Annotated in this window: 13 protein-coding genes; 6 read left to right on the plus strand and 7 right to left on the minus strand. The window is 47.7% G+C overall.

What is annotated here, in order from left to right; genetic code table 11:
• Positions 1-327: 327 nt before the first annotated feature.
• The 7 genes from KO512_RS18810 to KO512_RS18840 all read right to left on the minus strand — a co-directional run bounded on the left by KO512_RS18810 (position 328) and on the right by KO512_RS18840 (position 7,655).
• On the minus strand, positions 328-813 hold the full coding sequence (locus KO512_RS18810) for an MltR family transcriptional regulator (RefSeq protein WP_215953861.1): 486 nt from the start codon (positions 811-813) through the stop codon (positions 328-330).
• 42 nt (positions 814-855) lie between these two features.
• Entirely contained in the window at positions 856-2,166 is a 1,311-nt protein-coding gene (locus tag KO512_RS18815; protein WP_215953862.1) for a tetratricopeptide repeat protein, read from the minus strand.
• Between the two features lie 389 nt (positions 2,167-2,555).
• The gene (locus tag KO512_RS18820; RefSeq protein WP_215953863.1) at positions 2,556-3,407 is read right to left on the minus strand and encodes a 3-hydroxybutyryl-CoA dehydrogenase; all 852 of its coding nucleotides are present in this window, start codon (positions 3,405-3,407) and stop codon (positions 2,556-2,558) included.
• 179 nt (positions 3,408-3,586) lie between these two features.
• A complete protein-coding gene (locus tag KO512_RS18825; protein WP_215953864.1) occupies positions 3,587-4,897 on the minus strand; it encodes a uracil-xanthine permease family protein in 1,311 nt (436 codons plus the stop codon).
• 11 nt (positions 4,898-4,908) lie between these two features.
• Entirely contained in the window at positions 4,909-5,535 is a 627-nt protein-coding gene (gene upp / locus KO512_RS18830; protein WP_215953865.1) for a uracil phosphoribosyltransferase, read from the minus strand.
• A 244-nt stretch (positions 5,536-5,779) separates the two neighbouring features.
• Positions 5,780-6,544: a ParA family protein gene (locus tag KO512_RS18835; protein WP_215953866.1), complete on the minus strand. Its 765-nt coding sequence runs from the start codon at positions 6,542-6,544 to the stop codon at positions 5,780-5,782.
• Between the two features lie 67 nt (positions 6,545-6,611).
• Complete coding sequence (locus KO512_RS18840; protein ID WP_215953867.1) at positions 6,612-7,655, minus strand: DUF2333 family protein; 1,044 nt, start codon at positions 7,653-7,655, stop codon at positions 6,612-6,614.
• Positions 7,656-8,017: 362 nt separating this feature from the next.
• Here KO512_RS18840 and aroQ point away from each other — a divergent pair, with 362 nt between their 5' ends.
• The 6 genes from aroQ (at position 8,018) to dusB (ending at position 13,778) form a co-directional block, all read left to right on the plus strand.
• Positions 8,018-8,461 (plus strand): type II 3-dehydroquinate dehydratase, encoded by a 444-nt coding sequence (gene aroQ, locus KO512_RS18845; RefSeq protein ID WP_126158376.1) that lies wholly within the window; start codon positions 8,018-8,020, stop codon positions 8,459-8,461.
• A gap of 29 nt (positions 8,462-8,490) precedes the next feature.
• Positions 8,491-8,937: an acetyl-CoA carboxylase biotin carboxyl carrier protein gene (gene accB, locus KO512_RS18850; protein WP_215953868.1), complete on the plus strand. Its 447-nt coding sequence runs from the start codon at positions 8,491-8,493 to the stop codon at positions 8,935-8,937.
• Between the two features lie 25 nt (positions 8,938-8,962).
• Positions 8,963-10,306 (plus strand): acetyl-CoA carboxylase biotin carboxylase subunit, encoded by a 1,344-nt coding sequence (accC, locus tag KO512_RS18855; RefSeq protein WP_215953869.1) that lies wholly within the window; start codon positions 8,963-8,965, stop codon positions 10,304-10,306.
• A 105-nt stretch (positions 10,307-10,411) separates the two neighbouring features.
• On the plus strand, positions 10,412-11,305 hold the full coding sequence (gene prmA, locus KO512_RS18860; RefSeq protein ID WP_215953870.1) for a 50S ribosomal protein L11 methyltransferase: 894 nt from the start codon (positions 10,412-10,414) through the stop codon (positions 11,303-11,305).
• A 9-nt stretch (positions 11,306-11,314) separates the two neighbouring features.
• Positions 11,315-12,526 (plus strand): zinc-ribbon and DUF3426 domain-containing protein, encoded by a 1,212-nt coding sequence (locus tag KO512_RS18865; RefSeq protein ID WP_215953871.1) that lies wholly within the window; start codon positions 11,315-11,317, stop codon positions 12,524-12,526.
• A 247-nt stretch (positions 12,527-12,773) separates the two neighbouring features.
• The gene (dusB, locus tag KO512_RS18870) at positions 12,774-13,778 is read left to right on the plus strand and encodes a tRNA dihydrouridine synthase DusB (protein ID WP_215953872.1); all 1,005 of its coding nucleotides are present in this window, start codon (positions 12,774-12,776) and stop codon (positions 13,776-13,778) included.
• Positions 13,779-13,800 lie beyond the last annotated feature (22 nt).

The raw sequence follows: 13,800 nt of genomic DNA on the forward strand, positions 1-13,800 counted from the left end.
CTCTAATTAGGTGGCCAAACTCACTATGCCACTACAGCATCGTCATTGGCGTCTTGATAAGAGAAATAGAGCGATCCAGCTGCAATTACCAGTGCTATGCAGCTTATGACTTGTGCGAGGATAGTGATTTTAGAAGAGGCTTTTACTTGCGCCTACATCGTAGCAATAACTGCCCCACCAACTTCTTCCGTGCCTTGGCACCAGATCGATCTGGATATGGCATGCTTCCTCCTTAGCCTCTTTGACGCCTCTCAGCACGCTCGGTTTTGGAATGGAGGCGAAGCCGCAATGTAAAAACCGTCGCTGCGACTGCCATGGTTAGTTGCTTCACTCACGGTTGAACCTCTGAAACCCGGGCAACGCCCCAAGATGCGAAACCAGTTGATTGACTCCAACCTGATAAATATCTCTAGCCGTAGCTTCCTGCGGCGGCTTCATAAAAAGGCTCTGCACATGCCATTCAAGATTTCCGCAGAGCTGTTGAACTCTATTGTCGAAGAATGACGCAGATACTTTATGAGCAAACTCATTTCTGATTTTGCCAACTGTTTTAATGTCCTTGTAAACCGGTTCAGGAATCACCCCAAGCAGATAGAGCAGCCTTGCCCTTGGAACCAACCCAGAAAGAGACCCCGTAGAGTCACTCAAGAGGGCCCTGGCCTCTTTAGGGTCATCGATGAAAGTAGCCTCGATAATTTCCTTGATCAAGCTTTCGATGTAGGCACAGCCAACAATAACGATTTCACGATCATTGTCATGCTCGTAATCGAACGAACGAGAAAACTTTATAAGCCGATCAAACTCTGATTCCATGGGCTCTCCGTGAGCAACTAACGCCTCAAACACCGGCGCAGTTTACTGCGTCCGCGTGCTTTGACTTGTTAGGCCTAGAACACTCCAAGATTTTAATACAAATTCTGGTATATCATTCTTAGCCATTCTTTGAAGTCTTCTCCTTGGAGCTTTTCCATATTCGCCCCCTAAGCTAGATATTAAAAATGAATCAGAGGATCTTTGGTAATACTTTTTTGCCTCTTCAGCCTCACCAGCCGCCCAGTGAATATCTCCTAAATTGAAATATCCTGCTCCAAGGCCGAGTTCATTCCCAGTTATTGAGAAAATTCCGATGGCTTCAAGTAAAAATGGTTTAGCATCAGAATATTTTCCTCTCTTTAATAAAAGATCTGCCATATTAACCAAGGTATCTGCGAGAGACCTACTAGCTGCAATCTTACGCTTGATACTTAGTGCCTCTATCAGATAGTTCTCCGCAGAGTCAAAATCCTCAATGTCCTTATAGCAATTCCCAATGTTTGCTAACGTTTTCGCAACAAAATCTCTATTCTTTACAATACCCTTATATTTCATAGCAGGAAGGAAATATTTTTCTATAGCCGTCTCTGATCGTGCTCTTCTTTCCTCTATATCATTTGTTTCTCTGCCAATTTCGTACTCGACATTGCCGAGGTTTGCCATGACCATAAACCAAATTTCACTACCCTCTTCAGAATTAGCTAAAGCAGCGTTTAATACGCTCTTAGCTTCATCAAATTTCCCTAAGTCTTTATGCAAATAGCCTATGGCGTTCAATATCTCAGGGTTTTTAGGATCTAAAGAAAGGGCTTTTTCATAAGACAGTAAAGCCGAGTCAGTATTCGACACTTCCTCGTAAACATATCCAAGGTTGATAAAGCCGGCGGCCGAAGGATGTAACTCAAGAACAGACTCAAGTATTCCTGCTGCTTTTACGAATTCATTGTTTTCTGCTGAGTCTTTTCCCATTTTCGTGACGTTTAAAGCAACTGTTAGAGTATCAACGGCAGCAGCTAGCTTGGAATCTTCAACTGACTTATAAATTGCCAAGCTGACAATTAAAACAATCGCAGCTATAGCCACCAAGATAATTAACATGTTGTTTTGCTTGCTACTAAACTTAAGGAATGATTCTGAATCCAGCCCTCCTTTGGGAAGAAGGCGATACTCTAACTCTAAAGCCTTGATTCGATCCTTTTCAGGAAGTTGCTCAAGCCGGTCTCCAATAATTTTTAATTTGCGATTTCTCCAAAGACTTATCCCCCAAACAATAGCCACTACGACATAGCCAATTAATGCGTAAGGACTAGCAGCCACCTGAGGTAATGCGTTGAGGAATAACTCTAAGTTCATTTAGATGTCCCTGTATTCGAAATTGGCCTAACAGCTTGTTCGTGTGCGTGCCTGATATTCTGGTGAGAACTCGCCGGGCTTCTGCTGGTAAGCAACTGATTTCATTCTGAAACCTTCCATAGTTTGCTGATTCCTTTCCAGAAAAGCGTGCGTGCACACTATTTCGGTGATGAGTGGTCTATAAACCTGTAAACCAAATCAATAACTTATTGATTTTATTGTTGATCAAAATATCACCAACCGAATAAACAGGCAAGCACGAAAACTAAGCGCGCCCTTTCCTTGAAAATTTCAAATCATGCTGTGTCGTGGTCAACCCAAAAGGCCCATGTATACACATCGGCCTTTTGATTTTCTATCTCTCAGCCTACTCGCTGATATCGCTAAGCTCAGTCGTAAGTGTAAAACCCGCGGCCGCTCTTACGGCCCATATAACCGGCATCCACCATCTGTACCAGCAATGGGCAAGGACGGTATTTGGAATCTTTAAAGTTATCATAGAGCACATTCATAATGCTCAAACAGGTGTCCAGACCAATCAGATCCGCCAGCGCCAATGGCCCCATCGGGTGGCTCATCCCTAGCTTCATCACGGTGTCGATCTCTTCTGCGGTTGCCAGATTCTCATATCGGCAAAACACAGCTTCATTGATCATCGGCATCAGAATACGGTTAGAAACAAAACCCGGCGCATCTTTAACATCCACCGGCACTTTGCTCATGTCTAGTGACAACTGCTGTACCGCATCGAACACCGCATCATCGGTTTGCAGCGCGCGGATGATTTCCACTAACTGCATCATCGGTACGGGGTTCATAAAGTGCATACCGATCACTTTACCCGGACGGGAAGTCACCGCCGCCAAACGCGTAATAGAGATAGATGAGGTGTTAGTCGCCAGAATCGTCTCTGGCTGGCAGACTTCATCGAGCTTACGGAAGATGGTTTTTTTAATCTCTTCATCTTCACTGGCCGCTTCTACTACGATACCGGTTGCAGCCATATCCGCCATATCAGTTGTCAGTTTGATACGTGCCAGCGCCTGATCCGCTTCCGCCTGCGTCAGCTTCTCTTTATTCACCATCCGCGCCAAACTGGAACTGATGGCCTTAATGCCTCGTTCCAAAGCGGGATCATTCAGATCATACAACACTACGTCGAAACCAGAACAGGCAGCTACCTGAGCAATACCACCACCCATCTGGCCAGCACCGACTACACCAAAACTGTTAATCTTCATATCGCGTTTATCCTCTTAAAATCAGCCCACAGTGTTCCATTATTGGCGTCAAATTTCAATCACAAAATAAGGGAATACCCCTATAGCCATGATATTGACAAAAAAACCGACTCGCGCCGGTTTTCTATTACGTTTAATTCGACCCGTCTATCGAGTACCAAATTAGCCGTTAAAATGGATCATTTCACATGATCGATCAAATCATCGACAACGTTCTGCTCTTCATGTAGATCATCAGCCATCGGCTTATGCCCTGGTAATAACAGGTTAAGCAGAATAGCGACAACACCACATAGGCTGACACCCTGCATACTGAATTCGCCCTGACCGACCACCATGCCGCCGATGCCAAACACCAGCGTGGTCGCTACGATCACAAGGTTACGCTGCTCGGCCAGATCAACACGTGCCTTAATCAATGTATTCAAACCCACCGCCGCAATGGAACCGAACAACAGAATCAGAATACCGCCCATCACAGGGGATGGAATGGTTTGCAGCAAAATACCAAACTTAGCAACAAAGGCCAGCAAGATAGCAAAGACCGCCGCCCATATCATGATCATCGGATTAAACGAGCGGGTTAACATGACCGCACCGGTTACCTCTGAATAAGTGGTGTTCGGTGGGCCACCAAACAGTGCCGCCGCCGACGTAGCCAAACCATCGCCAAACAGTGTACGGTGCAAACCGGGCTTTTTGATGTAATCTTTGCCGGTCACATGACCAATGGCCAAGACATCCCCCACATGCTCAACGGCTGGTGCAATCGCCACGGGAATCATAAACAGAATTGCTTGCCAGTTAAGCTCTGGCAAAACGAACGCAGGCACGGCAAGAAAGGCAGCATCGGCAACGATCTGATAATTCACCATACCGAAGAAGTTGGCCATCAGATAACCAACCACCACCCCAGCCATAATCGGCAGTAAACGGAAGATACCTTTGCCTAGAGTGGCTACCAATAGCGTTGTGGCCAGTGCCGACATCGAAACAATCATCGAATCGATATAGGGAAACAGCTCGATACTGCCATCCCCTGCTTTACCCATCGCCATATTGACCGCCACTGGCGCCAGCCCTAAGCCGATAACCATAATAACGGGACCGACAACTACCGGTGGTAGTAAACGATGTAAAAAGCCAACACCGCGAAATTTCACCGCCAGCGCCAACAGCATATAGACCAATCCAGCACAAAATAGCGCTCCCATGGTGGCAGGCATGCCCCAAGTACTGGTGCTATAGATAATCGGCGCGATAAAAGCGAAAGAGGATGCCAAAAAGACCGGCACCTGACGCTTCGTTACAAACTGAAACAACAACGTTCCCAAGCCCGCAGTAAACAGTGCTACGCTAGGATCCATACCTGTGAGCAATGGCATCAGCACCAGCGCACCAAAGGCGACAAACAACATTTGTGAACCCGCCAGTACCGTACGCCAAAGGGCCTCGCTACCGTCCAGAGTCTCGTTTACCTTTCCAGTCATAAGAAAACCCTTTATTTAGTGCCAAAAATTTTATCACCGGCATCGCCCAAGCCCGGAATAATATAACCATTCTCATTGAGGTGACTATCGATCGCTGCGGTATACAACTCAACATCAGGATGCGCATCATTTACCGCTTTGATACCTTCAGGTGCAGCCACTAACACCAGTGCTTTAATATCCTGACAACCGGACTGTTTTAACATGGCGATGGTCGCATTCATGGAACCACCGGTTGCCAACATCGGATCAATCACTAATGCCAATCGCTCTTCCATATCACTGGTCAAGCGTTCAAAATAGGTCACCGGCTGCAGCGTTTCTTCATCACGATACAAGCCAACCACACTGATTTTGGCACTAGGAATTAGGTCCAGAACACCATCGAGCATACCGATACCCGCCCGCAAAATAGGCACAACAGTGACCTTTTTGCCTTTAATCTGTTCGCCGGTCATCTCACCGCACCAGCCTTCAAACTGATAGCTTTCTGTTTTCAGGTCTTTCGTCGCTTCATAGGTCAACAAAGCACCGACCTCTGCCGCTAGCTGACGAAACGCTCGGGTGCTGATATCCGCAGCCCGCATCAGACTAATCTTATGTTTAACTAAAGGGTGATTAATTTCGTGTATACGCATACTGAAGTCTCTTTTTAAAGCGACGGAAAACGAAAGCGTCAACCGATGGACACACCATCGCACTGAGCCTGAAAATGAAAATTTAAAACATAATACCTTGAGCTAGACAGAATGTCTTAGATGGACGTCACAAAATAGGGAGAGGCGTAATCAGCCAGCCAGTTTAAGCCATAACGCAGGAGAACTGCACCAAAAAGACGCATCAAAGACACGCCTATCCAGTGACAATAAAGCAGGGAGAGTATCAGTCGCTTAATTCGTCATACAGCGCCAGATATTCCAGTGTGAGTTTATGCTTTGGCGCAAAATGAACCAAAGGCACACAGGCATTATGTGACTCTTTCATCTTGACCGATGAGGAGAGTTTCGCATTCAGCACCGGTAGATTATCCTCTTTAAGCATTTCAACAATACTGATAGAGGCATTCGCCCGAGGTTGATACTGATTAACCACAATCCCTTCGATAGTTAATTTGTCATTATGATCCTGCTGCGTCTCCTGGACGTTGTACATCAAGCTATACAACGCCTGACGGGAGAACTCATCACAGTCAAATGGAATCAAACAACTATCCGCCACACAGAGCGCTGATAAGGTATAAAAATTAAACGCCGGCGGCGTATCAATATAGATCGCATCATACTGATCTAGATTCAGCAGAGCATCACGCAATTTATAGATCTTATGTTTCGCTTCCAGCTTGGCATGCAGATCACCCAGCTCTGGGCTTGAGGGCAACAGATCTAGGTTTTCATAGGCGGTCCCATGAATAAACTCGGTGATCTCTTTAGGCCGTACCTGAAAGCTCAACATCTGCTCAAAGAAGTCTTTGATATCGCCAACCGTCTCGTTCACCTGATCGCCAAGCAAATAGTGGCTGGTGTTGCATTGTGAATCCAGATCAACCACCAGCGTTCGCTTCCCCTGACTCGCGCTAATGGCGGCAAGGTTGGTACTGATACTGGATTTACCTACACCACCCTTCTGATTAAAGACAACTCGGATCATTCGGCTTCCCTTCTTACTAAACGCATTTTACGCTAACACGCTATTGGCAGTTTATCTCAAACATCCATTAACCTTGTTCTAGCAAGGTACGCAGATCAATAATCGCAGCATTCGCACGGGAAATATAAGAAGCCATCACCAATGAGTGATTAGCAAGCAAACCAAACTCACTGCCATTCAAAATCATCGGCGTCCAAACGGCGCCCTGTGTCGCCTCCAGCTCTCGAATAATTTGACGCAGGCTGATCAACGCATTTTTCTTTTCCAACGCATCGGCAAAATCAACTTCAACCGCTTGCAGTAGATGAATCAACGCCCAAGCCGTACCGCGCGCTTCATAAAAGACATCATCAATCTCGAGGAAACCGGTTTTCACCTCTCGGTCCCCGGCATTATCGGTGGACTGACGCGCACTAGACTCGCCCGCCAAATCGGTATTTACCCGTTTTTGCCCAACACTCGCACTCAGACGCTGAGACAAACTACCCAACCGAGTGGATACATCCGCCAACCAGCCGCGCAGGTTATCAGCCCGGGAATAAAACTGCGCATCCTGCTGCTGAGGGTCAGCCAAACGCACTTCATAGGCCCGTAGATGCTTCAACGCTCGGGAATACTCTCCCTCACTAGAAGGCAACACCCAACTATCGCTATCAAAATGCAATAAAGGCTCAGCGGCTTTTAGATCCACATCTTCAGTGGATTGCGACTGTGAACGACTAAAATCTTTACGCATGGCCCGAGACATGTCCCGCGCCTGAACCAATACGCCAAACTCCCAGTTCGGTATATTATCTAACCAGATACCCGGTGGCAGGCGATCGTTAGACAGATAACCGCCCTGCTTTTGTAACAATGTATCGGTAATTTTAATCAGCGTTGAGACCGTCGCGGAACCGATAATTTTATGTTCTGTCCCATCGGCCGCCTGTACTACAACCGGTTGAATATCAAATGGTTCGGGCTCTTGGCTCCACCAAATACCCACGCCGACACTCACCACTAAATACAGACCGAGAATAACTAACACCGGCCGCAAAAGTTTCACGCGGCCCACTGTGCCTGTTAGTTTATCCCAGCATGAGAACCACAACCGCTGTAACATATCCATGGTATTTCCTTTAACGTAAAAGCGCTTCTTATTGCACCGCAATATGTCCGATTTGACTGATAGGGTCAATGCCGGTGCACTGTAAATAATTGATCATTATACTACACTGATTGCAGCGGTATTTATTCAAGCACTGAAACAAGCCTTCGTTAATCGACGGTTCAGGCACATAAAAAGCGCTAACAGCACTATCAAATAGCCGAACCTAAAGCAGATATTGATCAGAAACCAAGCACAACGTCGGCAAAACTGATGATAAAACACAATAAGTAGTAAAGCGGTTTACACTGTTTGGCTTTTCCGGCAAACTACCCACTTTTATATCCATCGGACGTAAGTGTACGTCTTAAAAGGCTTTATTAATGGCTAAAATACTGCTGCTCAACGGCCCTAACCTAAATCTGCTCGGCACGCGCGAGCCTGAGGTTTATGGCGCTGCGACATTGCAGGACATTAACCAACGCCTTACCACCCTTGCTCAGCAAGCGGGTCACCAAATTGAGTGCCTGCAAAGTAACGCCGAGCATGTACTGATTGAACGGATCCACCAGGCCCGTGTCGAACAGGTGGATTTTATATTGATTAACCCAGCGGCATTCACTCATACGAGTGTTGCCTTGCGTGATGCGCTATTGGGCGTGGCTATCCCTTTTATAGAGATCCACATCTCCAATGTGCATGCCCGCGAATCATTTCGCCATCACTCCTATCTTTCCGATGTGGCAGTGGGCGTTATCTGCGGACTGGGCGTCCAAGGTTATGAATTTGCATTACAATCCGCCATCAGCCGGGTTGAAAAACTTTAACATCTGAATTGATAGAGAATTTCATTAGTATGGATATTCGCAAAGTAAAAAAACTGATTGAACTGTTGGAAGAATCCAACATCAACGAGATTGAGATCAAAGAAGGCGAAGAGTCTGTACGTATCAGCCGTGGCGCTACTGTTGTTGCAGCACCCGCACCTGTTGCAGCCGCTCCAGCACCGGTTGCTGCGCCTGTCGCTGCACCGGCAGCTCCTGTAGCTGCAGCCGCACCTGCCTACAATGGTCAAGCCGTTCTGTCTCCTATGGTTGGTACGTTCTACCGTTCACCGTCCCCTAGCTCTGCGTCATTCGTTGAAGTCGGCCAGACAGTCAAAGAGGGTGACCCCATCTGCATCGTTGAAGCCATGAAGATGATGAACCAGATCGAAGCTGACCGCTCCGGTGTTGTCGAAGCCATTATGGTAGAAGACGGCCAGCCGGTTGAGTTTGATCAGCCACTGGTAATCATCGTTTAAGCTATCCACCAGACAGGTTCTCAACATGCTAGAAAAAGTTGTTATTGCCAACCGCGGAGAGATCGCACTGCGTATCCTCCGGGCCTGTAAAGAACTCGGCATCAAAACGGTTGCGATCCACTCCACTGCGGATCGTGATCTGATGCATGTTCGTCTCGCAGATGAAGCCGTATGTATCGGACCACCAGCGTCGGCACAAAGCTATCTAAACATTCCCGCTATCATTGCGGCGGCCGAAGTGACTGACGCAATGGGTATCCACCCAGGCTACGGCTTCTTAGCTGAAAATGCCGATTTTGCAGAACGCGTTGAACAAAGCGGCTTTGCCTTTATCGGCCCTAAAGCGGAAACCATCCGCATCATGGGCGATAAAGTTGCCGCGATTGAAGCGATGCAAAAAGCCGGTGTACCAACCGTACCTGGCTCTGACGGCGAACTGCCGGAAGATGGCGACAAAGTTATCGAGATTGCACGCCGAATCGGTTATCCCGTCATTATCAAAGCAGCTGCCGGTGGTGGTGGACGCGGTATGCGGGTTGTCCATAGCGAAGCGAGCTTGCTGAACGCGGTATACGTCACTAAAGCGGAAGCAAAATCCTCTTTCGGCGACGAAACCGTATACATGGAGAAGTTCCTCGAGAACCCTCGCCATGTTGAAGTTCAGGTACTATCCGACGGACAGGGTCATGCGATCCATCTGTATGACCGCGATTGCTCTATGCAGCGCCGTCACCAAAAAGTGGTTGAAGAAGCGCCGGCACCTGATATCGATCCAGCCGCTCGCGCCGAAGTACTCAAGAGTTGCGTTGATGCCTGTCTTGCGATTAACTATCGCGGCGCCGGTACTTTCGAATTTCTGTACGAAGATGGCCGTTTTTACTTTATCGAAATGAACACCCGCGTTCAGGTTGAACACCCCGTGTCAGAGATGGTTACCGGTATCGATATTGTTAAAGAGCAGCTGCGCATCGCTTCTGGCATGCCATTGTCGTTCAAACAGGAAGATGTGAAACTGCTAGGCCACTCCATCGAGTGCCGCATCAATGCTGAAGACCCTAAAACCTTTATGCCGTGCCCTGGCACTGTTAGTCACTTCCATGCACCCGGTGGTATTGGCGTACGGGTTGATTCGCATCTGTATAATGGCTATACCGTTCCTCCTCACTATGACTCACTCATTGCGAAGCTGATTACTTATGGTGAAGATCGGCAAACGGCTTTACGCAGAATGGAAATTGCGCTGGACGAGATGGTAGTAGAAGGTATTCGTTGTAATATCCCGTTACACCAAATCATTGTGCGCGACACTAACTTCGCTGAAGGCGGTGTTAATATCCATTATTTGGAAAAGAAACTGGGTCTAGACTGAGCTTAAAATCTCAACCTCTCAGAGAAAAGCCTCCCAATGGAGGCTTTTTTTCGTTTGATCCTCTTGTTATAAAGAATAGATATCGTAGGTTATAAGGAAAACATCATGCCCTGGTTACAGATCAAACTGGATGTACTGCCAGATAACGCCGAACAGTATGAAGACCTGCTGCTCGCGTCCGGCTGCGCTGCCGTCACCCTGCAGGACAAAGAAGATACACCGATCTTTGAGCCAGATCTGGGCACCACCCCTTTATGGAACAACACCGTACTGACTGGATTGTTTTCTGCGGATCATGATCTGGAAGCCACTCAGGCCTTCTTAAAAGAGTCCCACAGACAACTCTTTCCGAATACGCCCTTTCCGCCAATGAAAACCGAAATCGTCGAAGATAAAGACTGGGAAAGAGAGTGGATGGATAATTATCATCCTATGAAGTTTGGCCAGCGTCTTTGGGTCTGCCCGAGCTGGAAAGCAGCGCCAGAACCAGATGCGGTCAACCTGCTACTTGACCCTGGATTGGCATTTGGTACCGGTACCCACCCAACCACGGCGCTCTGTTTAGAGTTTCTGGACTCCCTAACATTAGATGGCAAGCAAGTGGTCGATTACGGCTGCGGCTCAGGCATCCTTGGGATAGCTTCACTGTTGTTAGGCGCCGAACATGTAACCGCGGTGGATATTGACCCACAAGCGCTGGATGCCAGTCTCGATAACCTGCAACGTAACCATCTATCTAAAGATCGGCTACAGGTTTACTTCCCTGAAAAAGCCCCTCAAGATCAAGCTGATCTGGTGGTTGCTAACATCCTTGCAGGACCGTTGGTTCAACTTGCACCCACCCTCACTTCACTGTGCAAATCTGGCGGACAGTTAATTCTATCCGGCTTGCTAGCCGACCAAGAAGAGGAACTTCGGGCGGCTTATAGCCAAGATTTTGATCTTGACCCGGTGACCGAAAAAGAGGGTTGGATCCGAATTACCGGTCTTAAACGGTAACGTCATTTTATGATAAGCCACAACATCATCACTGAGTGTCCGGCCTGTACTACACGGTTTCAGGTCACACCAGGGCAATTAAAAATAGCCCATGGCAAGGTGCGTTGTGGCGAATGCCTCGAAGTATTTAATGCAGAGCTCTACCGCTGTGATGATGTCACTGATCCATTAACAAACTTAGTCCCTGATCTGCTAGATGACGCCGATCAACCATACGTTGATGCTTTCAATAACACTCCGAGCAGCGAAGAACTCAGCAGCGATGAGCTTTTTGATATTGACCCTCTCGCTAACGACCAGGTTAATGATGAGGCTCTTATTAATGACCTTCTCTCTGACCCTTTCAATAATGATCCCTTATTTGATCAGATCGACGTACCCAACTTTACGTCGGAATCCAACGCAGCAATCGATAAGCGCTATCCAGCGGCTGACATAAAGCCAATTCATCCGCAACTACCTCCATCACACGACGACCTTATTTGGGGTGCAGAAACGGATATCCCTGAGTCGATTAGCCAGAACGCCTCGATAGAAGATTTAGAACAGCCTGTCAGCAATATACTGCAAACGACTCAACCAGACGACGCTCCTGACATATCTGGCACAGCGCGACAAACCAACTCAGCAACCTTTGTCATTAAACCAGTGGAAACAGAAGCGGATCTTCGCGCCACGAAAGCATCATCGTCCCATTTAACCGATTTTCGCGCTGAACCCATTGTTATTAGCCGCCAAGAAAAAATAGCGTCGCAGCATGGATGGACAGCACTGTCCCTTATCGCGGTATTACTACTCATCGGTCAGTATCTCTGGTTTAACCGCCAGTTACTCAGCCATTACCCAGAGCTCTCTCCCGCATATCAATACGCCTGCCAATACCTGCCCTGCGATCTCGACACACCGATCATGCTCGAGCAAATAATCACCCGCCAACTCGTTGTCCGGCAACATCCAGATTATCAGGGCGTCTTGATGGTTCATCTGCTACTGGAAAACCAAGCGGAGAGGGCACAACCCTACCCCGCTATTCTACTATCATTTTCTGACCGACTCGGACAAACCATTAGCCAGCGTGTTTTTCAGCCCCGCGATTATTTGAACTCAACCCAGATGATCGACATGCCCGCCAAACGCCCGGTACAGATTGAATTTGAACTGCTTGATCCCGGTCGCAGAGCAACCAGCTATGAGGCCATGCTGCAAAAACCGCTCAAGTAGAACAGGCCATTCAAATAACCGTCACATCACGTAACCACGGCTAAAAATCAGCACTCAAGCCCACTTACCTGTCCCTTTCTGATCATTATGTAACACATTTTGCAACAACAATATGATCAAAAAACCATCAAAAAACCCTTGGCCCTCTCCCTGCGAAAGAGTATGATTGTCCGCCTTCCAAACAGCGGTTCCGGGGTTATCTTTTTGATAATCACAGGCAGCTATTTCTCTAAATTCGGGGTTGGCCATGTTTCAAATCGGACAGCACACCATTGATAGTCAGGTTATTCTGGCACCGATGGCCGGTGTAACCGACCTGCCATTTCGCCGGTTGTGTACACAACTGGGGGCGGGCATGGTGGTTTCCGAAATGGTCACCTCTGATACACGGCTATGGAACAGCCGAAAATCCAGTTACCGTTTACAGCAAGATGCTGATAGCAGTCTAAACGTTGTTCAGATTGCCGGTGGTGATCCTGAGATGATGGCCGAAGCTGCCAGAGCCAATGCGGCTAATGGCGCACATATCATCGATATCAATATGGGTTGTCCCGCCAAAAAAGTCTGTAACAAGGCCGCCGGTTCCGCCCTATTGAAAGATGAAACACTGGTTAGAGAGATCCTTCAGGCAACAGTATCCGCCGTTGATTTGCCGGTTACATTGAAGATCCGTACCGGTTGGGATACCGACAATCGTAACGGTGAAACCATTGCGCGCATCGCTGAAGACGCGGGTATCCAAGCACTCGCTGTCCATGGTCGGACACGGGCCTGCGGTTATAAGGGCGAAGCAGAATACGATACGATTGCCCGAATTCGTCAATCAATCGATATTCCTCTGTTTGCCAACGGCGATATTAATAGCCCGCTAAAAGCACAACAGGTGCTTGAATACACCGGTGCTGATGCCGTTATGCTGGGACGGACGGCTCAAGGAAATCCATGGATTTTCCGAGAGATCAGTCATTACCTTAAGAGCGGTAAAATGCTACCCTCCCCGACCGCCGTTGAGGTCAGGGATACGCTATTGGAACATCTGTCTGCACTGTATCGTTTTTATGGCGACTATGCGGGCATACGCATCGCCCGTAAACATGTCGGCTGGTACCTCAAAAACAGTCAGCACACAGAGCAGTTAAGTAACTCAGAACGTTTCAGAAAAGAGTTTAATCAAATAGAAGAAACCGAACTTCAGCAAGACGCGATCCGGTCATTTTTCATTGTGCCGAGTAAAGCAGACGCTGCTGCCTGAGTAACGGTTCAATTTTTTAGGT

The sequence above is a fragment of the Amphritea atlantica genome (genome assembly GCF_018860855.1).
Classification (GTDB): domain Bacteria; phylum Pseudomonadota; class Gammaproteobacteria; order Pseudomonadales; family Balneatricaceae; genus Amphritea; species Amphritea atlantica_A.